This window comes from Flavobacterium commune (assembly GCF_001857965.1).
Lineage (GTDB): Bacteria > Bacteroidota > Bacteroidia > Flavobacteriales > Flavobacteriaceae > Flavobacterium > Flavobacterium commune.
The window spans coordinates 1,009,109-1,033,676 of the sequence record NZ_CP017774.1; the positions used below are offsets into that span (position 1 = coordinate 1,009,109).

The 24,568-nt window shown below is 34.8% G+C and carries 22 protein-coding genes and 1 tRNA gene; 8 read left to right on the forward strand and 15 right to left on the reverse strand.

All coding sequences use genetic code 11. The features are described from left to right. The first annotated feature begins 5 nt into the window (after positions 1–5). From BIW12_RS04340 to BIW12_RS04355, 4 genes are all read left to right on the forward strand, one after another. Positions 6–929, forward strand: coding sequence for a GYDIA family GHMP kinase (locus tag BIW12_RS04340; protein WP_071183976.1), 924 nt, complete (start codon positions 6–8; stop codon positions 927–929). A 168-nt stretch (positions 930–1,097) separates the two neighbouring features. Next, positions 1,098–2,786, forward strand: coding sequence for a dihydroxy-acid dehydratase (ilvD, locus tag BIW12_RS04345; protein ID WP_071183977.1), 1,689 nt, complete (start codon positions 1,098–1,100; stop codon positions 2,784–2,786). A gap of 211 nt (positions 2,787–2,997) precedes the next feature. Next, entirely contained in the window at positions 2,998–3,474 is a 477-nt protein-coding gene (locus tag BIW12_RS04350; RefSeq protein ID WP_071183978.1) for a hypothetical protein, read from the forward strand. A 39-nt stretch (positions 3,475–3,513) separates the two neighbouring features. Then, positions 3,514–3,894 carry a PH domain-containing protein gene (locus tag BIW12_RS04355; protein ID WP_071183979.1) on the forward strand — a complete coding sequence of 127 codons (381 nt, stop codon included), beginning with the start codon at positions 3,514–3,516 and terminating at the stop codon, positions 3,892–3,894. A gap of 132 nt (positions 3,895–4,026) precedes the next feature. Here the strand turns inward: BIW12_RS04355 and BIW12_RS04360 are convergent, their stop codons facing one another. The 6 genes from BIW12_RS04360 to BIW12_RS04385 form a co-directional block, all read right to left on the reverse strand. Next, positions 4,027–5,229: an IS256 family transposase gene (locus BIW12_RS04360; RefSeq protein WP_071183980.1), complete on the reverse strand. Its 1,203-nt coding sequence runs from the start codon at positions 5,227–5,229 to the stop codon at positions 4,027–4,029. 122 nt (positions 5,230–5,351) lie between these two features. Beyond that, a complete protein-coding gene (gene guaB / locus BIW12_RS04365) occupies positions 5,352–6,824 on the reverse strand; it encodes an IMP dehydrogenase (protein WP_071183981.1) in 1,473 nt (490 codons plus the stop codon). An 83-nt stretch (positions 6,825–6,907) separates the two neighbouring features. Further along, a complete protein-coding gene (locus BIW12_RS04370) occupies positions 6,908–8,308 on the reverse strand; it encodes a DUF5723 family protein (RefSeq protein WP_071183982.1) in 1,401 nt (466 codons plus the stop codon). Further along, complete coding sequence (locus tag BIW12_RS04375) at positions 8,308–8,862, reverse strand: hypothetical protein (protein WP_071183983.1); 555 nt, start codon at positions 8,860–8,862, stop codon at positions 8,308–8,310. The genes BIW12_RS04370 and BIW12_RS04375 overlap by 1 nt, the downstream gene beginning before the upstream one ends. Before the next feature lie 68 nt (positions 8,863–8,930). After that, complete coding sequence (locus tag BIW12_RS04380; protein WP_071186123.1) at positions 8,931–9,794, reverse strand: hydroxymethylglutaryl-CoA lyase; 864 nt, start codon at positions 9,792–9,794, stop codon at positions 8,931–8,933. Between the two features lie 237 nt (positions 9,795–10,031). Further along, on the reverse strand, positions 10,032–11,051 hold the full coding sequence (locus BIW12_RS04385) for a quinone-dependent dihydroorotate dehydrogenase (RefSeq protein WP_071183984.1): 1,020 nt from the start codon (positions 11,049–11,051) through the stop codon (positions 10,032–10,034). A gap of 288 nt (positions 11,052–11,339) precedes the next feature. Here BIW12_RS04385 and BIW12_RS04390 point away from each other — a divergent pair, with 288 nt between their 5' ends. The 3 genes from BIW12_RS04390 to pepT all read left to right on the forward strand — a co-directional run bounded on the left by BIW12_RS04390 (position 11,340) and on the right by pepT (position 13,731). Beyond that, positions 11,340–11,891: a hypothetical protein gene (locus BIW12_RS04390; protein ID WP_071183985.1), complete on the forward strand. Its 552-nt coding sequence runs from the start codon at positions 11,340–11,342 to the stop codon at positions 11,889–11,891. Between the two features lie 91 nt (positions 11,892–11,982). After that, positions 11,983–12,390 (forward strand): DUF1003 domain-containing protein, encoded by a 408-nt coding sequence (locus BIW12_RS04395; protein ID WP_071183986.1) that lies wholly within the window; start codon positions 11,983–11,985, stop codon positions 12,388–12,390. A gap of 60 nt (positions 12,391–12,450) precedes the next feature. After that, positions 12,451–13,731 (forward strand): peptidase T, encoded by a 1,281-nt coding sequence (pepT, locus tag BIW12_RS04400; protein WP_071183987.1) that lies wholly within the window; start codon positions 12,451–12,453, stop codon positions 13,729–13,731. Between the two features lie 190 nt (positions 13,732–13,921). On the opposite strand, the gene BIW12_RS04405 is transcribed toward pepT, so the two are convergent. The 6 genes from BIW12_RS04405 to BIW12_RS04430 form a co-directional block, all read right to left on the reverse strand. Further along, a complete protein-coding gene (locus BIW12_RS04405) occupies positions 13,922–16,021 on the reverse strand; it encodes a peptidylprolyl isomerase (protein ID WP_071183988.1) in 2,100 nt (699 codons plus the stop codon). A gap of 107 nt (positions 16,022–16,128) precedes the next feature. Next, positions 16,129–17,388, reverse strand: a complete 1,260-nt coding sequence (locus tag BIW12_RS04410; RefSeq protein WP_071183989.1) for a hemolysin family protein — start codon at positions 17,386–17,388, stop codon at positions 16,129–16,131. Between the two features lie 3 nt (positions 17,389–17,391). Continuing rightward, a complete protein-coding gene (locus BIW12_RS04415) occupies positions 17,392–17,586 on the reverse strand; it encodes a hypothetical protein (RefSeq protein WP_071183990.1) in 195 nt (64 codons plus the stop codon). Positions 17,587–17,604: 18 nt separating this feature from the next. After that, the gene (lptC, locus tag BIW12_RS04420) at positions 17,605–18,135 is read right to left on the reverse strand and encodes an LPS export ABC transporter periplasmic protein LptC (RefSeq protein WP_232227139.1); all 531 of its coding nucleotides are present in this window, start codon (positions 18,133–18,135) and stop codon (positions 17,605–17,607) included. A 74-nt stretch (positions 18,136–18,209) separates the two neighbouring features. After that, positions 18,210–19,460: a hypothetical protein gene (locus BIW12_RS04425; protein ID WP_071183992.1), complete on the reverse strand. Its 1,251-nt coding sequence runs from the start codon at positions 19,458–19,460 to the stop codon at positions 18,210–18,212. Next, a complete protein-coding gene (locus BIW12_RS04430; protein ID WP_071183993.1) occupies positions 19,453–20,187 on the reverse strand; it encodes a type III pantothenate kinase in 735 nt (244 codons plus the stop codon). The genes BIW12_RS04425 and BIW12_RS04430 overlap by 8 nt, the downstream gene beginning before the upstream one ends. Before the next feature lie 99 nt (positions 20,188–20,286). On the opposite strand from BIW12_RS04430, the gene BIW12_RS04435 reads away from it, so the two are divergent. Further along, positions 20,287–20,359, forward strand: a tRNA-Phe gene (locus BIW12_RS04435). A 146-nt stretch (positions 20,360–20,505) separates the two neighbouring features. Here the strand turns inward: BIW12_RS04435 and chrA are convergent. The 3 genes from chrA to BIW12_RS04450 all read right to left on the reverse strand — a co-directional run bounded on the left by chrA (position 20,506) and on the right by BIW12_RS04450 (position 24,524). Beyond that, entirely contained in the window at positions 20,506–21,636 is a 1,131-nt protein-coding gene (gene chrA, locus BIW12_RS04440; RefSeq protein WP_071183994.1) for a chromate efflux transporter, read from the reverse strand. Further along, positions 21,626–22,057 carry a DoxX family protein gene (locus tag BIW12_RS04445; protein ID WP_071183995.1) on the reverse strand — a complete coding sequence of 144 codons (432 nt, stop codon included), beginning with the start codon at positions 22,055–22,057 and terminating at the stop codon, positions 21,626–21,628. Before BIW12_RS04445 ends, chrA begins: the two co-directional genes overlap by 11 nt. A 94-nt stretch (positions 22,058–22,151) precedes the next feature. Continuing rightward, positions 22,152–24,524, reverse strand: a complete 2,373-nt coding sequence (locus tag BIW12_RS04450; protein WP_071183996.1) for a glycoside hydrolase family 127 protein — start codon at positions 24,522–24,524, stop codon at positions 22,152–22,154. Positions 24,525–24,568: the final 44 nt, after the last annotated feature.

Sequence of the window (24,568 nt, forward strand, 5' to 3'; positions counted from 1 at the left end):
CGAAAATGGATACAAAAAAAACATTTTACAGCAACGGAAAATTATTAATTACCGCTGAATATTTAGTATTAGACGGCGCTAAAGCATTAGCATTACCAACTAAATTTGGACAAAATTTAATTATTGAAGAAGGCGACTATCAGGAAATAAAATGGACCAGTTATGATGCAGATGGAAGCATTTGGTTTGAAGAAGAAATTCTTTTTTCAGAAATAAAAGAGCCAAAAAATATCGAAATTGAATCTATAAAAAACACTTTAATCCAAATTCTACATCAGGCCTACCTTTTAAATCCTGTGTTTCTAAATCAGGAAAAAGGATACAAAATAAGCACCGAATTAACTTTTCCAAAAAAATGGGGGTTAGGTACTTCTTCTACCCTTATCAACAATATGGCGCAATGGCTCAAAATTGATGCTTTCGAATTATTGAATAATAGTTTTGGAGGAAGCGGTTATGACATTGCCTGTGCACAAAATAACAGCCCAATTACATACCAATTAAAACACGGCAAACCAAAGGTGGAAACCATCAGTTTTAACCCCAATTTTAAGGACAATATTTACTTTGTGTATTTGAACAAAAAACAAAGCAGCAAAACAGCTATAGCCAAATACCAAAACAACAAATCTAGTGATATAGAAAAAGATGTTGCTAAAATAGACAAACTAACTCATGAAATTATTCATGCTAAGACCGAAACGGCATTGGCTCATGCTATGGCTAAACATGAAGCTACAATGAGTCACATTTTAGAAACGGTAACTGTCAAAGAAAATCTCTTTTCTGATTTTATGGGCGAAATAAAAAGCTTAGGTGCCTGGGGCGGCGATTTTATCATGGTAGTTTCTGAAGTAAGTCCTGTTACTTATTTTACATCTAAAGGCTTTAGCACGATTATTCCGTATAAAGACATGATATTAGAATAACACAACATTGGCAGAAAGCATTAAAAACAATTTCAGTCAACGAATCATTAAAACAACCATCAAAGTTACCATTTCATATCCGATATAATCCAAGATACTTTTTTAATAAAGTATAAGAATAGCTATCTTTGAGCCCGAAAAAAAAATAATTACACAAAAAGACATAGCATGAGAAGTGATGAAGTAAAAAAAGGACATCAAAGAACCCCGCATAGATCATTATTTAGAGCAACAGGATTAGTTGACGAGGATTTTGACAAACCATTTATTGGTGTTGCCAATTCTTATATCGAAATTATTCCGGGACACTTTTTTTTGGACAGAGTTTCCAGAGTGATCAAAGAAGAAATCAAAGCCAATGGTTGTGTACCATTTGAATTCAATACAATTGGTGTAGATGACGGTATTGCAATGGGTCACGATGGAATGCTTTTTTCTTTGCCTTCAAGAGAAATCATTGCAAACTCTATCGAAACAGTAATGAATGCGCATAAGTTAGACGCTATGATTGCTATTCCTAACTGTGATAAAATTGTTCCCGGAATGATTATGGGAGCTTTGAGAGTAGATGTTCCAACCATTTTTGTAAGTGGTGGACCAATGAAAAAAGGACATACTAAAGATGGTGTGCCTATCGATTTGGCTACAGCTTTTGAAGCAGTTGGAAAACACGAATTAGGAGAAATAACCGATGAGGAATTAAAAGACATCGAGTGCAATGCCTGTCCTAGTGGAGGAAGTTGTTCCGGAATGTTTACAGCAAACTCCATGAATACCTTAATGGAAGCTATGGGAATTGCACTTCCAGGAAACGGAACGATCCTAGCTTTGACTAAAGAACGTGAAGAATTGTACAGACAAGCGGCTAGAAGAATCTGCGAAATTGCAAAAGACAGCGCTAAAACTGAAAAATTCAAACTGAGAAATATCCTTAACGAAAATGCCGTAAGAAATGCTTTTGCTGTAGATATGGCAATGGGAGGAAGTTCGAATACGGTTTTACACATGCTTGCTATTGCTAAAGAAGCTGATGTTGATTTTAACTTGGAAGACATCAATAAAATTTCCAAAAGAGTTTCTCATATTGCTAAAATTTCTCCAAGTTTATCAACCGTTCATATGGAAGATATTAATACTGCCGGTGGTGTAAATGCAGTGATGAAAGAAATGACTAAAAGAGGTGATGATATTTTGTTAGACAACCTGACTATTACCGGAGAAACCGTCTTAGAAAAAATCAAAGACGCTTATATCAAAGACACTAATATTATCCACACAATTGACAATCCATATTCTCAAGTAGGTGGTTTAGCTGTTTTATATGGTAATTTAGCCGAGCAAGGTGCAGTTATTAAAACGGCTGGAATTACAGGAGACCGAGTATTTACTGGTAAGGCAGTTTGTTTTGACGGACAGCCGGAAGCTATAGAAGGAATTCTGGGCGGAAAAGTAAAAGCAGGTAATGTAGTTGTTATACGTTACGAAGGTCCAAAAGGAGGCCCGGGAATGCAGGAAATGCTGGCACCAACTTCATTAATTATGGGAATGGGACTAGGGAATTCAGTAGCATTAATTACTGACGGTCGTTTTAGTGGTGCTACCAGAGGAGCATCTATCGGTCACGTATCTCCTGAAGCTGCCGAAGGTGGAATGATTGGTTTACTAAAAGACGGAGACGAAATCCATATCGACGTAGATCAATACATCTTATCTGTAAATTTAACAGACGAAGAAATCGCAAAAAGAAAAGCAGAATTTGTTCCGCTAAAAAAAGAATTAAATTCAAAATGGTTAGGACAATACCGTTCCTTAGTTACTAATGCCAGTAATGGCGCTGTTTTGAAATATGATTTATAATATTCTAAAAAAAGATTGAAATCTTAAAACCTCAATCTTTTAAAATAACAAACCTCGTTTTTCTCATTATGAGTAGAAACGAGGTTTTTTTATGCTCTAAGGTTTCAAATAAAAACAAAAACTTTTCCTACTCTAAAATAACTATTTTATTATATTTGAAAACCCTAGCTGTAGTTCTTTTAAACCAATTCAAACAAAATAATCTTTTAACATGAAAAAAATAATTATTTTAGGAATGTTTGCGTTAATAGGATGCACAACAAAAAAACAGCTAAACACAGTAGACACAGATAAAGGTATTGGAGACACCCGAACAAAAACAGTCGAATACATCAATGATGATACCTATTTATTAACCGAAACAGCTGTTGACAAAACATACGGATATGACAAATCAAACCCCATAAAAGTGGGTGGTGCACGGGAAAACAGCGGCCCCAGAAACGAAAGAAGATTTTTAAACGCCTTATTTGGCCCAAATGATAAAAAGATGACCTACTACAGAGCTGGGAGTTGTTGTGCATTTAAAACACCAAATGGCTTTAGCAATATCGGCATGCTTGACAGGTACAGAATAACTGAAATTGGTAGTAAAGACACACTCGACATATATATCAATATGTATGATACAGGTGATTTAAAAATCCCTGTTGGACTAAAAGCGAAAGAAAAACCAAAAAAAAACTAAAAAATAAATTTTCAAATAAATTAACAACTAAAAAATATCATGGGATTATTTTCAGCATTACTTGGAAACGCCGGAACGGTTAGCCAGGAAGATTTACAAAAAGATTACGGAAAGCTATTGATTAATGGCGAAGAAATTGAATTAGGTTTTAAACTAATTAGAGATACGTTTATTTTTACCAATAAAAGGCTTATTCTGGTTGACAAACAGGGGCTGACAGGCAATAAAATTGAGTACCAATCTATTTCGTATAAAAACATTTCCCGATTTAGCATAGAAACCGCCGGAACTTTTGATTTGGAAGCCGAATTGAAAATCTGGATTTCCAGCGAACAACATCCCAGCATTAAAAAACAATTCAACAAATCGGTTAATGTATATGATGTCCACAATGTTTTAGCTACTCATGTACTAAAATAAAAAGATTGCTAAAAAACTAAAAAGGGCTGTCCTGAGTTTAATTCAAGACAGCCCTTTTATAATGATTTTAGCTTAAAAATTATCTGACACTATCCCAAAAAGTGTGTAAGTTGAAAAGTTAAGGCTTCGTTTTTATAATCGGAGCCTTTTTTCAAATATAAGGGTAAATTGGTTTAAAACAATTCCCCAATTTTGAATAGGCATTGACCATTTTTTGGTCGCTTCTCTTAAAGCCAAAAATACCGATTTTAATACAGCATCATCTGTTGGGAACGACATTTTATTTTTAGTGTATTTTCTAATTTTTCCGTTTAAGTTCTCGATTAAATTTGTTGTATAAATGATTTTTCTAATTTCAATTGGAAAATCAAAAAATACGGTCAATTCATCCCAGTTATCTCGCCAGGATTTAATTGCATAAGAATATTTGGATTCCCATTTGTCTGCAAAATCGTTTAAAGCCAACTCTGCTGCTTGTTTTGTTGGAGCGTTATAAATATGTTTCATATCGGCAGTAAATTGTTTTCGATCCTTCCAAACGACATATTTACAAGCATTTCTAATTTGATGAACCACGCAGATTTGTGTTTGAGATTCAGGGAAAACACTTCGGATTGTTTGAGTAAATCCATTTAAATTATCGGTAGCTGTAATAAGTATATCTTCAACGCCACGGGCTTTTAAATCAGTCAAAACACTCATCCAAAAGCTACTGCTTTCATTCTTACCAAGCCACATTCCTAAAACATCTTTTTTACCATCTCTGTTAAGCCCTACAGCTAAATAAATAGTTTTATTGATAACTTTCGAACCTTCTCTAACCTTAAAAACAATACCATCCATCCAAACAATTAAATAAAGCTCTTCTAGTGGCCTGTTTTGCCAAGTAACTACTTCATTTGTAATTGTGTTGGTAATACGTGATATAGTCGAAGAAGACACTTCAAAATCATATACCTCCTTGATCTGTTCTTCAATATCACTAACACTCATGCCTTTAGCATAAAGTGAGATGATGACATTTTCAATACCTTGGGCTATATTTTCTCTTTTAGGAACAAGCAGGGGATTAAAGGAAGAATCTCTGTCACGAGGAACTTTGATTTCTTGTTGACCAAAAGAGGTCTTTATTTTTTTAGTTCCGTGTCCGTTGCGATAATTACCCTTAGTGGTTTTATCGTGTTTTTCATTGTCTAAATGAGCATCAAGTTCGGCTTCGAGCATATGTTCAACAGCTCGTTTGTGCATCGTTTGAAAGAATGAGGTTAAATCTTCTGCATTCTTGAAGGATTTATAGAAATCCTTGTTGTTTAATAAGTCGTCTTTGTCAATCATAATTATGTAAGGTTAAAAATAACAAAAAGTTATTTCCGAAAAATATTTTTGAGCTTTTTAAAGGAGCTCAAATATTTTTCAGAATAACTTTTCAACTTACACAGTTAGTGAGACACTACCAATTATCTGGAATAATTTGGTGCTTCTTTAGTTATCGTAACATTATGAGGATGACTTTCAGAAATTCCACTTGAAGTCAAACGTACAAAACGTCCTGTTTCCTGCAAAGTAGCAATATCTTTAGCACCACAGTATCCCATTCCGGCACGAAGTCCGCCAACAAATTGTAACATACTTTCGTTTAACTCTCCTTTGTAAGGCACACGACCAACGATTCCTTCCGGAACTAATTTCTTTACATCATCTTCTACATCTTGGAAATAACGATCTTTAGAACCTGTTTGCATTGCTTCAACAGAACCCATTCCTCTGTATGATTTGAATTTTCTTCCTTCGAAAATGATAGTTTCTCCTGGAGATTCTTTAGTTCCTGCTAAAAGAGATCCTAACATCACACAATCAGCACCTGCAGCAATCGCTTTAGGAATATCTCCTGTGTAACGAATTCCACCATCGGCAATTACAGGAACACCTGAACCTTTGATAGCAGCAGCCACTTCTAAAACCGCTGAAAACTGTGGAAATCCAACACCAGCCACAATACGGGTAGTACAAATAGAACCAGGTCCGATTCCTACTTTTACTCCGTCAGCTCCATTTTGAACTAAATATTGAGCTGCTTCAGGAGTTGCAATATTTCCAACAATTACATCTAAGTCAGGAAATTGTGCCTTAACTAATTTTAAAACATCAACTACTCCTTTGGTATGTCCATGAGCAGTATCAATAATTACAGCGTCAACACCTGCATTTACTAAAGCCGTAGCTCTTTCAACTGCATCGGCAGTAACTCCTAAGGCAGCAGCTACGCGCAAACGCCCGTATTTATCTTTGTTAGCATTTGGTTTTTGATTCAATTTAGTAATATCTCTAAATGTAATCAAACCTACTAATTTATTGTCTTTATCAATTACAGGAAGTTTTTCGATTTTATGACCTTGCAAAACCACTTCAGCCTGCTCTAAGGAAGTACCTTCGGCAACAGTAACTAAGTTGTCCTTAGTCATTACTTCAATGATAGGTCTTGTAGTATTTTTTTCAAAACGCAAATCACGGTTAGTAACAATTCCTTTCAAGGTTTGATTTTCATCAACAACCGGAATTCCGCCAATACCAAATTCTTTCATTGCCGCTTTAGCATCAGCAACAGTCGCATTAAGAGGCAAAGTAACCGGATCGATAATCATACCTGATTCGGCACGTTTTACTTTTCTTACTTTAGCAGCTTGCTGCTCAATAGTCATATTTTTATGTAAAACACCAATTCCACCTTCTTGCGCCATAGCAATTGCCATAGAACTTTCGGTAACTGTATCCATAGCAGCAGATACAATAGGAACGTTAAGTGTAATGTTTCTTGAGAATTTTGTTTTGATACTCACTTCGCGAGGAAGCACCTGCGAGTAGTTAGGAACTAATAATACATCATCGTAAGTTAAACCTTCGCCGATAATCTTGGAGTTGTGTGCTATCATGTTGCAATTTCTAGTTGAATTGCGTGCAAATATAGCAAATTATTTTGAATTTGCTATAATTCGGAATCCAATTAATTTAAAGCTCAATAAGGCGGCTCATTGCTATCTGCGAAAATAAAATTAAATCCAAACTGAAACGAAAGACTATTGGCTTTAGAAACATCGCGGTATTCCAATAAATTATCAGCCATAAAATACATATTGAACTTCCCGAGATTTGCCGATAATCCCAATCCTACATTAGTATAAGAATAAGAATCCAATGTATAGGTTGCCTTTAGTTGCAATTTATCCGAAACATTTCTTTGATAAAAACCCGTCAAAGCTGTTATGGGAAGTCTTGGTGTACTCATCATAAAAAACTGTGCTCCTACAGCATTTTTATAACGCTTTTCGGTTGCTGTACACACACAATCTTCATCGGTAGAAGTTCCAAACGAATATTGATAGGAAGCATTTAATTTTACAGGTCGCCAGGTAGTGTATTTGTTATACAAAGTATCTAACGGAATGGCTTCTCTAAAATCATCATAAACACCATCAGGATCATCTGTTCCTGAAAAATTCGGATTGGTTCCTTCGTATTTATAATAACCTTTCCAGGTAAAATTCTCTACATCTTTAGCATGATTTATAAAACCAACATCTAAAATGCTCCCTGTAATCTGGATATTTTTTTTAGGATAATAAGTGAATCCAATGTCAAACCCCAAACCCATATCGCCTCCAAGCAACAGTTGTTTTCTAACATCAGTCGCTACATCTCCATTATAATTTTCGTCGATATATTTAGAAATCCCGGAAGTATTTAAGGATAAATTGGAATTAATTTCCTGATTATAAACAGTGGTATTGGAATTGGTAGTAATTATCGAACCTGAATTATTTGTAGAAGTAGCATTAAATCCACTGAAATAAATTTTTCCTCTGGCTCCTACTATCAGCTTTTCGGAAATATTTTTGTGATAGCCCAGATGCAAAACCGAAACCAATTCGGATTTCATACTCAAATCGCCTAAGTTAAAAGACTTACCTATGTAATTTTGATTTCCATCTAAGGCTAAAATCGCCAAATCTCTTGGCATATAAGCAAACAAATCAAACTCCTGATACATTCCGAATGAAAGATACCCTTTGTCTTCAAGCCAATCGCCCAGTTTAATTCCGCCATTAAAGATCTCGATTTGCTCATTTATAGCTCCATGATCGTTTCGGCTTGTAGAATAAACCACATTTCGCAACTTCTGATTGAAATCGACTCCGTCATTTGCAAACAAATCATAAACTGAAAATCCGGTCGAACCTACTTTAAAGGACATTCCGGAAAGCAAAGGAACGCCAAAATAATATTTGTACTTAAAATCGGCTCCGGGATTCAGCATTAAAGACTGAGGCACAGAAGTTAAATTATACAGAATTTGCTTGTTTTGAGAAAAACAACCAACAGAGATAAAAACCAACAAAAATAAAAGCCTTTTTCTCATTATATTTCCAAATAAACAGTAGCACTCGAACGCAACACTAAGTTTCCTGTACTATTTTGGTTTAAAGCTGTTCCAGACTTCATTACAACTAAAAATCTCATTTTTCTGGCTCTTTTAAGCAAATCCAGTCTGACATTTTCAAATACTTCAGTTCGTGTAACCACATTATTAGCTGAAGCTGAATAAGCCGGAATATCAAAAGCTATAGTTGTCAACGCATTACTATTATCATCTAACAAAACAATACTCAACAAAAAAGCTCGGCTAATTGTATTGGTAATTTCAAAATGGAAATCTGCTTTTTGCAAATAACTATTAAAATACTTGTCTCTAAAAACATCAAAGTTTTGATCATCAGAATCCCAATGATAGGCTGAACCATCATCGGCTACAAAAGCTGTTGCGGGAACATCAAAATAACTTAAATTTCCCTCAATAACCGGAGTTAATTTCAAATCGTTGGCCTGATCAAAATTCAAATCACTGGAACAGGAGAAAGAGCACATTAAAAAAAGTGCCAGACTCAATACTCTTATAAAATGATATTTTCTCATCTTTTGTTGATCACAAATTTCAATTTAAGCAAACGAATAATAATAAACATTTATTACAATTACAACAACTAATAAAAAGTTCCAAATAACTTAGAAGCCTCATTGTAAGCACTTTCAAAACTCAACGGATTCAATTTTAAATTCTCTTTATTGACTGTAAAATAAGACAGCAACTTCTCAGTTGGCATATTTCCTGTCAACTCGTCTTTTGCCATTGGGCAACCACCAAATCCCTGAATGGCACCATCATATCGACGGCAACCCGCCTGATGGGCTGCTTCTATTTTTTCGAACCATTTATCATAAGTAGTATGCAAATGTGCTCCAAACTCAATCTGAGGATATTTTGGAATCAAATTCGAAAATAAGTATTGAATCACTTCCGGCGTAGAACTCCCGATGGTATCCGAAAGTGAAAGTATTTTCACTCCCATTGCCGCTAATTTTTCAGTCCACTCGCCCACAATATCCACATTCCAAGGATCTCCATAAGGATTACCAAAGCCCATAGACAAATAAGCTACCACTTCTTTATTATTTTTATCGGCAATTTCCAGAATTTCCTCCAAACTAATAATCGATTCTGCAATGGTTTTATGCGTATTACGCATTTGAAAATTTTCAGAAATTGAAAAAGGAAAACCCAAATACTGAATGGGCTCGAATTCAGAAGCTGTTTTCGCTCCCTGAGTATTAGCAATAATAGCTAATAATTTACTTGTGGTTTTAGATAAATCCAATTGGTCTAGAACAGCAGCTGTATCTTGCATTTGCGGAACTGCTCTTGGCGAAACAAAACTGCCAAAATCGATAGTATCAAATCCTACCCGCAACAAAGACTGAATGTACGACACTTTCCTTTCGGTAGGAATAAATGTTTTAATGCCTTGCATGGCATCGCGCGGACATTCTATAATTTTGATTGGCTCCATAGATTTCAAAGATACTAAAACTTGGAAAGCGGCAAAATTTAGAATAAACAAAAAAACGGCCTTTTGTTTTACAAAGATTCACAAAGAAAACACACAGCTACACAAAGAAATTTAAAAAGTTTAATCCCAAAAGTTTGGAAAAAGTATTCGCAAAGTGCACAGAGTTAAAAACAATCTGTTTTTAAGTAAAAAAACTTAGCGAATCTTAGTCCCTTCTTTGTGAACCTTTGCGAAATATTACAAACGACTTAAAATCTTTTTATTGATGGCTTTTACTAAGGCTGGACCTTCATAAATAAAACCGGTGTACAATTGTACCAAACTGGCTCCCGCTTCTAATTTTTCGATAGCATCATCGGCAGAATGAATTCCTCCTACCCCTATAATCGGGAAAGCCTTATTGCTTTTTTGTGAAAGAAAACGAATCACCTCAGTAGAACGTTTCGTCAACGGTTTTCCTGATAATCCGCCCATTTCAGTTTTATTTGCCGATTGTAAACCTTCACGCGAAATGGTAGTATTAGTAGCAATTACACCTGCAATTTTGGTTTCATTCACAATATCGATAATATCTAACAATTGCTCGTCAGTCAAATCAGGAGCAATTTTTAACAGAATTGGTTTTTGTTTTGGCTTAGCCAAATTTTTATTCTGCAAAGTTTGCAACAACTGCGTCAACGGCTCTTTATCCTGCAAAGCGCGTAAATTTGGCGTATTTGGCGAACTCACATTCACCACAAAATAATCCACATAATCGTATAGAGCATCAAAACAAATTTCGTAATCCGAAGTTGCTTCCTCGTTAGGAGTTACTTTATTTTTACCTATATTTCCTCCAATTAAAACTCCGGGATTCGATTTCAGTCTTTCAACAGCTTCCATCACACCACCATTATTAAATCCCATTCGATTAATAATTGCCGAATCCTCTCTAAGACGAAACAAACGTGTTTTAGGATTTCCTTCCTGCCCTTTTGGTGTTAAAGTCCCTATTTCGATGAAACCAAAACCAAAATTAGACAACTCCTTGTACAATTTGGCATCCTTATCAAAACCGGCAGCTAAACCAACAGGATTTTTAAATTTCAACCCAAAAACTTCCGTTTCTAATCTTTTGTCATTTACCAAATAAAGCGATCTGTAAAGAGCTGAAAAACCAGGTATTTTAGAAGTAACGCGAACTAACGAAAACGTAAAATGATGTATTTTTTCAGGATCAAAACAAAAAAATAGCGGTCGGATAAACTGTTTATACATAGGATTTTAATTTGTCTGCAAAAATAGAATTATCTAATGGATAAAAAAATTATAACACAAGAATTGAGTTCACATACTGAAAGAACCTACAAATGAGCTAAACATTAGTTAAACAAAGCACAAAAACAAATCAGAAACAACTAAAAAACAGCTATTTACTCCAGAAAACAATTCATTAACTTATATAAAATCCAAAAAACATGGCTTTTCGAAAAGATTTTTCTTATATTGTATTAGAGAAATTAATAATTATGACTCATTTTTATTATTAACTTAAAACACATTATCATGAAACTACAATTTATTTTTACCGCTGTATTACTTGCTAGTTTTCAAGTTTTCTTAGCACAGGAAATCACAAACGACACTATAAAATCCGTAAAAAAAACGACTATAACTACAGTCACCACCGTTAAAGACACCATTATAAAAGTAGTTCCCGAAGCAGCTGCAACTATCCCGGACAAAGAGGCATTAAAAAAAGAAGAAAAAATGCTTCAGGCCAAAATGAAGGAAGAAAAAAAGGCATTAAAAGAGGCTAAAAAATTAGAACAAGAGCAAAAAGATTTTGAAAAAGAACAAAAAGCTTTTGAAAAACAGCAAAACAAAATTTTGTCAGGCGAAAAATCAGTCAATAAGTTAAAAACTAAAATTGCTAATGAAGAAAAAAGTTTGACCCGAAACAAAGAAAAATTAGATAGTAAAAAATCAAAAGGCAAACTAAGTTCTACTGATATAGAAAAAGAAAATATCAAAATCAGCAAACAACAAATTAAGATAAACAAACTCAACGCAGATCTTGTCAAAGAAGAAGAAAAATTAAGCAAATTGAGAAATTAAATAATCCTAAAATTAACTGCAAATTCAGCAATTGTTGAATTTGCAGTTTTTTTTATAAACATTCTTTACTTTTAAATAAAAAACACCGCATATGAATATCAATAAAAACTGGCATCAGCAACATTATGATAGCCTGGAATTCGGGAGCCGTATTGCCGATTCAGTAGCCAAAGGAATGGGTTCTTGGCGATTTATAATCATTCAAACAGTATTTGTAATCATTTGGATGGGATTGAATCTTATTGCTTATTTTAAGCATTGGGATGCCTATCCTTTTATCTTGCTCAACCTTTTATTTTCTACTCAGGCGGCTTATGCTGCACCTATAATCATGATGTCACAAAACCGTCAAAACGAAAGGGATCGCATCCAGGCTCAGGAAGATTATGACACCAATAAAGAAGCAAAACTTGAAATCGAAGCTTTGGCAACAAAACTCAACTCTATTGATGTAGAAAAATTAGATAAAATAATCCAAATGCTGGAAAATATGAAATAAAGTTGGATTTACTATGCTGCAAATTAATCTTATCTTTGGACTCCAATAAAAAATTATTTTATGCAAAATATTATTGATCGTTTTATCAGTTACGTAACTATTGATACCGAATCCAATCCTGATTCAAAAACAACTCCAAGCACAGAAAAACAATGGGTTTTAGCCAATAAATTAGTCGAAGAACTAAAAGCTATTGGAATGCAAGACGTTACTATAAACAACAAAGCATACATCATGGCAACTTTGCCAAGTAATGTTGAGCACGAAGTACCTACAATAGGATTTGTATCACATTTTGACACCTCGCCTGATTTTTGCGGAGCTAATGTAAAACCACAAATTGTAACTGATTATGATGGAAAAGACATTGTTTTGAATGCGAAACAAAACATTATTTTATCACCAGATTATTTCAAAGATTTATTGCAATACAAAGGTCAAACCTTAATTACCACTGACGGAACAACTCTATTAGGTGCAGATGACAAAGCCGGAATTACCGAAATTGTTACCGCCATGGAATTCCTTATTAAAAACCCGGAAATCAAACACGGAAAAATAAGAATTGGATTCACCCCTGATGAAGAAATTGGTCGTGGGGCACACTTTTTTGACGTGGAAAAATTTGGAGCACAATGGGCTTACACCATGGACGGAAGTCAGATAGGCGAATTAGAATATGAAAATTTTAATGCGGCTTCCGCCAAAATAACTTTCAAAGGAAAAAGCGTCCATCCGGGCTATGCCAAAGGAAAAATGATTAACTCCATGTTAATTGCAAATGCCTTTATTAATGAATTACCTTCAGAAGAAGTTCCTGAAAAGACGAAAGGTTATCAGGGTTTTTATCATGTACATCACCTCAACGGAAACATCGAAGAAACGATTGTTGAATTGATTATCAGAGACCACAACCTGAAAAAATTTGAAAAGAGAAAAGAAAAAATCCAAAAAATAGCGCGCAAAATCAACAGGAAATTTGCTAAGCAATTTGGAGAAGATATTGTTATTGCCGAGATTAAAGATCAATATTACAATATGAAAGAAAAAGTACTTCCTGTAAAACATATTGTGGATATTGCCGAAAAAGCAATGAGAGAACTAAATATCAAACCCATCATCAAACCCATTCGTGGCGGAACTGACGGTTCGCAATTATCGTACATGGGATTACCTTGTCCTAACATTTTTGCCGGCGGACATAATTTTCATGGAAAATACGAATATGTTCCTGTAGAAAGTATGCAAAAAGCCGTAGAAGTAATTGTAAAAATTGCCGAATTGACTGCCTTACCTGATTTTGGCTTAGAGCAAACAAAAAAGACCAAAAAGAAGAAATAGTTAGCTAATAACGCCATTTCGAACTAAATTTTTTTACCAAAAAAGCAATCTAAATCACGCTTCAATTGTCTAGGTGTTGTCATAAAAAACACTGCAATTTACAACCGAAAAGACACAAAAAAAACCGATGTAAGTTTGAATTACATCGGTTTTTTTTATGTGAAATTAAAATTAATCTAACCAGATCAAACTAGTAATTAAACAGTTTTCTGTTGTCTTTAATATCAGCAATATCTTTAAGAGCAGGCAACACTCTGTTTACATCTCCTGCTGATTGCGCTTTTACTTTTGCAACATAAGGAGAAACATCTTTTACTGCCGGAGCTTTGATAATACTTGTAGTTTTCACTACATAAACTCCTGTGTTACCTTCAATAGGAGCTGATATTTTGTTAGCTGCTAAAGCAAATGCGTTTCCTACTACTCTTGGCTCCTGACCAACACCACCGTTCAATACTGGGTTATCCAAGGTTACATTAACCGCTTGCTCTACTTTGCTACCTGTAGCCTTAGCAATAGCTTCAAGTGAACTTCCATTCATTTTAGCTTTTAACAATTCGGCTTTTTTAGCATTCTTTAATTTAGTTTCAACAAATGGTCTTACCTGATCAATTGGTGCAAATCCGGAATCATCAATATTTTTAACTGTTGCAATTACGTTACCTAAATTAGCAACTTCAAAACGTTTTACTGAACCCACTTTAGTACCGTCTTCAAAAGCCCATCTAATAATATTTCTTTGGTTTCCTAAAGAACCAAAAGTCTCATCCATTGCTTTTACAGAAACCGCAGGAGCTACCTTAAGTTTCATATCTTTTGCTAATTTATTAAAATCTTTATCAGCTGCATCCATTTCGAATTGAGTAGCTTTTGCAAAGATTTCATCTGAAGTAGCCTCAGAAGCTTCTAATTTTTGAGCTACAGTAGCCAAACGAATTCCGTCTTGCTTATCAGTAACTTTTATAATGTGGAATCCGAAATTAGTTTCTACTAAACCGATTTTACCAATACTACTACTGAATACAAAATCATTAAAAGGTTTCACCATTTGGTTAGGCCCAAAATACCCCAAATCACCACCTTGTTGTGCAGATGAATCATCAGAATACTGGAAAGCTAACATCATAAAACTTTCCGGATTAGCATTAACCTGAGCTAAAACCTCTTCAGCCTTAGCTTTTGCCTCTTCTTTAGTTCTCTTTTCTCTTTGATTAGGAACCTGCGCTCCTTCGTAACTAATTAAGATATGACTTGCCTTAGCATTAACACCTAATTTTTTACCCAAAGATTTTGAAATACAATAATAATCTCCATAAACATAAGGTCCGTAAACTTCGCCCGGAGCTAAATTAAATAATCTGTCAGCATCTACAGCCGGCAAATCTTTTTTAGCAACATAAGTCGAATCATAAGGGATATCCGAATTTGAGTTTACATATTCAATAACATTTGCAGCTGTTCTAAATCCGGCTAAAGTATCATTCTTAGCAGTAGCCTGATTGTAAACCACACTTCCTGTCAATAAAGCGTTAACTCTGGCTTTTACCTCAGCCACGTCTGCTGCAGATGGTTTGTCTTCTATCAAAACATATTCTACTGAACGGGATTCTTCTGCTTTGTATCTTTTTTCGTTTTTCTTCATGTATTCTAAAATCTCAGCATCAGTTACTTTTACTTCACTGTCTTTGATTGACGAAAATAAAGCTCCAACATAAGAGAAATTAGCCTTATCAGCTTCCATTCTATATTTCAATTTTCCTTCAGCCTTAGTTGTATAAGAAGCAGATTGTACCAAAGTGCTGTAAATTTGGTATTTTGCATTAAGTACAGCATCTTTTTCTCTTTGTTTCAAATATTCTGCCTGTGCAGGATTTGCTTTAAAGTAATCCTTAAATTTAGCCAAATCAAACATACCCGCAGCATTCTGGAACATTGGATTTTGACCGATATTCTGGTCAGCTTTTAAAATTTCGATGATGTGTTTTTCACCCACTCTCAATCCTAATTTATCAAATTCAGAAGTTAGCAAAGCCACAGAAACTTCTTGTTCCCAAACTCTGTTAGCTGCAGCTGTAGGAGTGATTCCTTGACCACTTTTTTCAACCTCACTAACTTTAAGTCTAAAATCCTCAAATGAAATATCTTTTCCATTGATGCTTCCTACATCTTTTGAAGTACTGCTAAATGTACCACTCTGAAACAAATCACCTATTAGAAATGCAAATAAAGCCAGTGCAATTACTGCAATCATTAAAGCGGATCGTTGTCTAATTTTTGATAAAACTGCCATTTTTATTGTTGTTAATTTTATATTCAGTTTGCGAAAATACAATTATCTCGCTAATAACAATACAAGTAACGTTTTATTTTAAAAGATTTTTCACTTTTCTAAAAAAATTACTCTTTTACCGTCATTTTTACTAATTCAATTTTTTTATTTGTTGCCTCTTCAATCACAAAATGATAGTTCTCAATGGCAATAACATCGCCTTTTTGAGGAATTTCTTTTGTAAAATCGACAATAAATCCCCCCAAAGTTCCGTAGGAATCACTCTCAGGAATCTGAAATTTATAGGTCTGATTTAAATATTCTACATCAAATCGGGTCGAAAAAAGATAAACGCCTTCTTCTAATTCTTTTTCGATTAATTCTTCGTCTAAATCATGTTCGTCTTCAATTTCGCCAAAAAGCTCTTCAACAATATCTTCCACCGTAATAATACCTGAAGTCCCTCCGTATTCGTCCAAAACCACGGCCACACTTTTTCGCTTTTTAGTAAGCAAATCCATGACATCTTTAATATAAATGGTTTCAGGAACATATTCGACAGCAATAACCACTGATTTGATATGTTTGGGTTTTTTAAACAAATCAAACGAATGCACATAACCTACAATTTCGTCTAATGAATTCTCATAAACCACAATTTTAGAATAACCGGTTTGCACAAATAAATCTTTGAGTTCAGCCACCGAATCATACAAATCTACAGCCACAATTTCGGTTCTTGGCGTCATAATATCACGCGCTTTTACTCCCGAAAATTCCAGTGCATTTTGAAAAATCTGAATCTCCGAATCCACTTCTTCGTCATCTTCCACCGTACTCATTTGCTCAGTGATATAATTCCCTAATTCTACTTTCGAAAAATACAATTGAACCTGATCTCCTTCGGTTCGAAAGAATTTCTTCAAAATAAAATCGGAAACCCAAATTAAAAATGTCGAAATAAAATAGAAAAGCAAATAGAAACCATAAGCCGGAACGGCAAAAAACTTGATTAAACTATTGGAATAAATTTGAAAAAAAACCTTTGGCAAAAACTCGGCTGTAATCAAAACAATCACCGTAGAAATCACTATTTGAATAAACAAACTCAGAAAATCTGAAAAATGATAACTAAAAGAAGTTACCCATTTCATAATGAGATCTCCCATAAAAAAACCATAAACTACTAATGCTATATTGTTCCCAATAAGCATTGCAGCTATAAACTTAGATGGTTTTTCAGTAAGTTTAGTGAGGATTTTGGAGATAAAACCGTCTTGTTTTTTCTCAAGTTCAAGATAAATTTTATTGGAAGAGATGAACGCAATTTCCATCCCTGAAAAAAATGCAGATAGTATTAGACATAGAATTATAATACTAATTTCCATAAACTATGATTTACCGTTACGGTCTTGCATTTTTTTTGCAAATCTTCTTCTAAAGAAAAACATAAAAATCCCTAAGCCCGCCATTAAAAGACTCAACACAGGCGTTGCATCGGCTACATTCCATTTTTCGATAGCATCATAAATAAAGAAAGCTGCCAGGATAAGATAAACATAAGGAGTATATTTTAAAAAACTCATAGTATAAAAATTTAATGATTATTCGGCTGTTAAAACTTCGCCTGTTATTCTTTGTGAATTAATTACTTTAAAATCTTTGCTAAAATCAATTCCCTGACCGTTTGAAGCGCCTTTTAAATCAGTAAATTTAAACTTTTTCTCGGTAAAAAACCATTCGTTTTTTTGATCATAATACAATTGTTCGGTCTCTAACATTTGTCCGTCCTGGGAAACAATTTTTACTTTTCCCTGCAAATCAATAATATTGGTTTGCTTGTATGAAACTGCATAATTAGATGTTACCCGGGTTTTTTTTGCTTTTTTATCATACAAAGTAACATCAACTCCTTTAGGAAATTCGGTAAAAGGAAAATCCACAGTAGCATAATCCAGCATTTTTGAACTAAGCAAAACTGCTTTTATCAAACCCGAATCGGTGTATTTTAGATGAACATTGTCGGCGTCACCTGAGGGAGTAAATTCGGTAAAATTAATTTTTTGTACTTTTTTAAAATTACTTTCGCACCCAAAAAACAGAGTCACAGCTAAGGCCGTGACTACCATAAACATTTTATTTTTTTTAAATAAAAACATAGTTTTAAACAAGCAAAGTGAAACTAAGCAAAATTTCCTTAAAGCAATTATTAATCAAACTTTCTCTTTACAAACCATCTGTCATTGAACGAAAGTCCAACACTAAGTTTAACATAGTTTTCCTGAATTAAAGATGCAGAAGTAGTGCCTCTTTTCCCAAATTCAAAACCTAAGTTTATATTAGAAAAACTTCCTGTAATAGGCAAACCTACACCTAAACTAAGACCCTGATCTTTGATTGATTGCGAATTAACAACCAAACCTGTCTCTTCATATCTAATCCCTGCTCGGTAAACAATTCTTTTAGCATAGTTTGAAAAAGAACTATAGTTAGGAATAAAATAACCTCCTAAACTATACTTCATTGCTTTTTCGTAAGACACATTAGGCAAATTATTATAAGTATTTGCTAAATCTCCCTGACTTGCCGAAATAATTTGCGCCCCAATTAACCATTTTTTAGATTCTCCTATTCCAAGACCAATTCTTAATTCACTTGGCAAAGTCAGGTTTTCTGAATCTTTTTCCTCATCCAATGCTTCTACTGAAGTCACATCAAAATCAGATGTCAGACTCACAACATCTCTGTTTCGGGTATTATCAGAAGCCAATTTGCTTTCTAATCTATAACTCAAACTGCTGTACAAACTCAGTTTCTTAGTCAATTTTGCCTGATACAAAGCTCCAAAATTGAAGTTTACACCTGATAAATCAGCTCTGTTCAATTCCCTGCTTCCTAAAACAACTCCATTAATATATTGCAAATTAGTTGTTTCAATTCGTCCAAAATTATAATCCACATTAGCACCTATACTAAAATTAGGAAGTATTTTATAAGAAGCAGCAAAAAAAGCTTTATTTACTCCACCCGTTCCAAAATCACGAGTATTTTGTCCATCTGCCACATCAGAAGTATTCGTAATTTTAAAACCCACAGAAGAATAAGGTATCAAACCAAATCCCACACCTAATTTCCCCATAGGCAACCCTACTGCCAAATAATCAAAAGTAGTTCTCTTAGCCCGTTCAGAAGCAGTAGTATTTTTCAACGTTGTTTGGTTATAAGTTCCACCCACCGTAAAAGTGGTCAATTTTAGATTAGAATAACTCGCCGGATTATCTAAATTGATGTGAATACTATCCTGTTCCACCTGCACTCCAGCCATCGAACGACTTTCAATAGTTCCTTTAAATCGTACATCTCCAATTCCGTAAAAAGAATAAGGTGAAGAAGTCCCCTCCTGAGCAAAAGACAGCAGTGATAAAAGCAAGCAAAAGCTTGTTATAATTTTTCTAATCATTTTTGATTTTGTATTGAAATGTTTGGCTCAAACTTTCCAAAAGGAAATTTGAATTGGCAAATATGGTATTTTTTAATCGTTTAGCCAAAAAATCTGCATCACCACCCGTTAAAATTATGATAATTTTTGTACAAGCTGCCTTATATTCATCTATGAAACCGTCAATCTCATAGACCAATCCGTTAACCACACCCGAATGTATGGATTCAGCTGTTGATTTTCCGATATAGCTTTCTGGACTTTGCAAAGTCAACAACGGAAGTTTTGCCGTAAACTGATTCAAAGATTCATATCGCAACCGCAATCCCGGCGCAATGGCACCGCCCTGATATACATTATTTTCATCGACAAAATCATAGGTAACACAGGTTCCTGCATCGATTATCAATCTGTTTTGATTGGGATATAACAAAGTAGCTCCTGCAGCAAGTACCATACGGTCAATTCCTAAAGTTTTTGGAGTCCCATAATTATTGGAAAACGGAAAAGAATCTTCATTTGAAACAAAATGAACCTTAACCTTATCTTCGAATGCTAAAAAAGATTGTTTTTCGACATATGCTACCGAAGAAACCACCAAATGAGCTATTGTTTCAAATTTTTCTAAAATTTTTTCTATCTTTTTCTCAAGGGCTTTTTTATCAAAAACAAAACGCTCCAAAATGGTATCACCCTCAAAAACAGCCGCTTTAATTTGGGTATTCCCCACATCAACAGTTAATATCATATTTTGATTTTTGGTTTAGCGAATGTACGAATAGATTTTTTCATAAAAATGTTTTGGTTATATTAAAAATGGTTCTATATTTGCACCCGCAACAAGCACGGTACCTTAGCTCAGATGGTAGAGCAATGGACTGAAAATCCATGTGTCCCTGGTTCGATCCCTGGAGGTACCACAAAACCCGAATTCTTAGAGTTCGGGTTTTTTGTTTTTGTAACAATTTGGAACACGGATGACACTGATTCAGCAAATAAAAACGGATTTTTTAGGTTATTCGCTTTTATCTTTTAGAAAAAGAACAAGCAAACTATCTCAAAAAAATTACAGCAACGCCAACAAATACCCCATTAAAGAACCTCCCAAAACAACAAACGCACTATTTAGTTTTTTGTAACCAAAACTTACTCCAATACTCAAAACCGCAATTAAAATAGTACGCCAGTCTGTGATGGTTTCTTTGGTCATTAGCACACAAACAGCAACAATAATTGCCACCGAAGCCACATTTACGGCATCTAAAAATACAGCAAAGCTATTTGAATTCCGCATTTTCTTAACCAATGGATTCAGTAAGACAACAAAAACAAAAGACGGCAGAAAAACCCCAATAGTAGCAACAACAGCTCCGGATAGTCCATTAATTTGATAACCAATAAATGTTACCGAAGAAAAAACCGGTCCCGGTGTAAATTGCCCAACAGCGATAGCGTCAATAAGTTGAGCTCTTGACAAAAATCCCGTTGCGACCAGCTCAGTATCTAAAAAAGCAAACAATACATAACCACTTCCATAAAGTATGGCGCCTATTTTTAAAAAAATCAAAAATAGATTTGAGTTGGTTACCGAAAGAAAAACGGTCTTGGTTATCGGCAAAAAAGCTAAAGGGAAAACACTATTGGTATTTCTCAAGGATTTATTTCGAATAGAATCCAAAAACAAAGCAAGAAATCCTGCTCCAAACATCAGGTAAATTTCATTAATACCCAGCAAAGAACAACTTAAAACCAGAAGACCAACGATGAGCAATTCGAATGATTTTAATGATTTTTTTGCCAATGGAAAAATAGCCCCCAGAATCACAGCAATTATTGCAGGTTTTATTCCGTAAACAAAAGGCTGCACCCGAGGAAGCTGCCCGAATTGCTTGTAAAGCCAGGCAAAAATTCCTGTTATAAAAACCGCAGGTAAAATAAAACAAAGTCCCGCAATCAATAAACCTTTCCAGCCTGCTTTTTCATGTCCAACATGAATAGCCATTTCGGTGCTATTAGGCCCCGGAATCAAATTGGTCGCACCTATTAAATCTAAAAAATGTTGCTCCGTTAACCACTTTCGCCTTACAACTACTTCTTCCCGCATCATTGCAATATGAGCCGCAGGACCGCCAAAACCAATTATACCGAGTTTTAAAAAAAGCTTTGCTAAATCTTTTAATTCTGCTTTATCTACCATTCCTTATTATCATTTTGTCAAATGAGTAACCGCCACTACCTTCAATTAATAAAAAGAAACTCCCTAAAAGCATTGCCCAATCAGTTCTGCTTTCGTGGATCAATTCCCATAATCCTTCCTCTAAATAAACTTCTGATTTTGTTATTGCCAATGCCACAAGCATAATTACAATCAAAGGAATACTTGCCAACCTTGAAAACAACCCGATTAAGAGCAACAAACCGCAAATAATTTCAAACGCACCAACAAAACTGCCTAAGAATTCAGGCGATGGCAAACCTATTTTTTCAAACCTTCCTGCTCCCCGAAGTGCCGGAAATAAAAACTTTTGAATACCTTCTGATAAAAATACTGCCCCCACAATTAAACGAATGAGTATTATGGTTTTAGAATTGTTTGTACTGATTATTTTTGCTAACATATTTTCTTGTTAAGATTTTCTGTCTGTTACAATTGTGGCACTAAATTAGAAAACCTTTTGTTTCCAAAAGGTTTTCTAATTATTATTTTTGAGTCTATTTCATCAAGCGTACTTCGTAAATACCTGTAATAGACGAATTCGGTTTGGCTTGAAATTTCACTTCCAGCAACTTTGCATTTGATTTTAAAATTTCGGCCGGAATTTCAATTATTTTATCAATAAACTGATTGCCTTCTTTTCCATCCATCGCAATCGAAGCAACTAAAACGGAGTTCAGATAAACATCAAATTTTCTGTTTTTATCCGAACCAAAATAAGTGATTCTCAACTTACGTGCTTCCGCTTTTGGGTTTTTCAAATCATAGCTAAAGAATCCCGTTCCGTTTCTATAATGACGTTCTTTATAAATTCCGGTATCAGTTTTCTCTCCTTTAAAATTATGATCGTTTTCAGGTTGCTGCTCTCCAGCCGTAACTAAATCTACTGTTACAGCTTCCAATTTCATTTTCGCATCTTCTCTTTCTTTCATTGCAGCTTGCAACTCAGGTAATTTTTCCTTTGTGGTAAAAGGCCAATACAACATATATCTGGCATCGTGAATTTGGAAGAAAGGTACCAATTGTAGATTCTTAAACTGATCCTGATACGTAATATCTGAAATCGAATACGTAAAAGGTTTGTTTTTTACTGCTGTTATTGACTGTGCTAAATCAGTCGAATTTGAAACCAACATTGGCGCTTCTTCAATTGGATAAATTGGTCCGTTTGCAATATGCCCCATTCGGCTTCCATCGGCTCTTAAGCCTATTAAATCAGTCTCACCTGTAACAGCAGCCAGAACTATTGGTCCATGCACAAATGAAACCCAAGCCGATTTGTCCGGAAGTTGTTCTGCGCTATTGTGCATTGGCAGCACTATTGAAATAACATCTCCTGATTTCCATTTTCGATTAATAGAAACATAAGAATTCGCATCTTTTTCAATCGCTACTTCTTTGCCATTTACCTTAATTTTCATTTCTTCGTTCGTTATCCAGGAAGGATATCTGAACTTAACCGCAAACTTTTGCGCTTTTTTCAAATCCAATGTAAAGACTGATTGTTCTTCGAAAGGAAATTTGGTATTTTGTGTCAGCCTCAATCCTTTTTCTTTCCATTCTAAAGTGGAAGGAATAAAAAGATTCACGTACAAATTGGTAGCATCATGAGCGTAAATCATTTCGCCATATTTTCCGTGATTTTCTAAACCAGAACCCACACAACACCAAAAAGATTCCTGTGACTCCGAATACACACGGTAATGACGCGGACGAATAGGCGTAAAATAAACAAATCCTCCTTCAGGATGCTGCGATGATAAAATATGATTGTAAGTGGTACGCTCGTAATAATCCATGTATTTAGCCTCAGGATGTGCCAGAAACAAATGCTTACTCAATTTAAGCATGTTGTAACTGTTGCAGGTTTCAGGACCTTCTCTGGATTCAAGCATGGACGAAAAATCATTCGAAGGATTAAAATGTTCTCTCACACTATTTCCTCCTATGGAAATGGTTCTATTTTCGACTACTGTTTTCCAAAAAAAGTTAGCCGCATCAGCCCATTTTGTATCACCACCTACTTCGGCTACACGCATAAAACCGATTACTTTTGGAATTTGTGTATTGGCATGAATACCATTCAGCTTGTCTTCATCTTTTAACAAAGGATTCAAAATGGTCTTGTGCGAAAATTTTTCAGCCAAAACTAAATATTTTTTATCTCCTGTAATTGCGGCAACATCCGCAAAAACTTCGTTCATTCCGCCATGCTCGCTTTTTAGCATTAATTGGATTTGCTCATCCGAAAGATTAGCCACTAATTTCAAACACCAATCGGACAATTGAATTAGCATCTTTTTAGCTTTTTCATTCCCCGTTAGTTTGTAAGCATCCACAAGACCCGCGTAAACCTTATGAACATTATACCAAGGCACCCATTTTCCGTTTAACGAAAAACCACCCGCATCAATCTTGCCTTTAGCAATATCAGCCCACAATGCCTTACTTCCAGGAACACCGCCTATATAACCGTCTCCATTTTTTAATTGGCATTTTTCCAGCCAATCCAGCACATAATCTAAACGTTCTTTTATTTGCTGATTTCCAGTTGCGGCATACATCTCCGATAAAGCCGAAAGATAATGTCCACCAATGTGACCATCCAATCCTGTATTTTCCCAATTGCCATAATTATCCTTTAGAGGCGTGATTCCGGCTTCTTTTAAATAAGGTGCCAGCAGCCTATCGGCATCGAGTTCTAAAATATATTTCATATCGGTTTGCTGCGCCTTTTGAAAAGGACTTTCTAACAAACGAACAGAAATTAACGGAAAAGACTGCAATTGTGCTGACTGACTATAAGCAGTAGCACTCAGCGTAATCAAAACAACCGACCATAGATTGTTTTTTACATTTTTTAATATCATAATTTTGGTTTTAGTTGGATTATAGAAAATAAATTCCTCCTTGA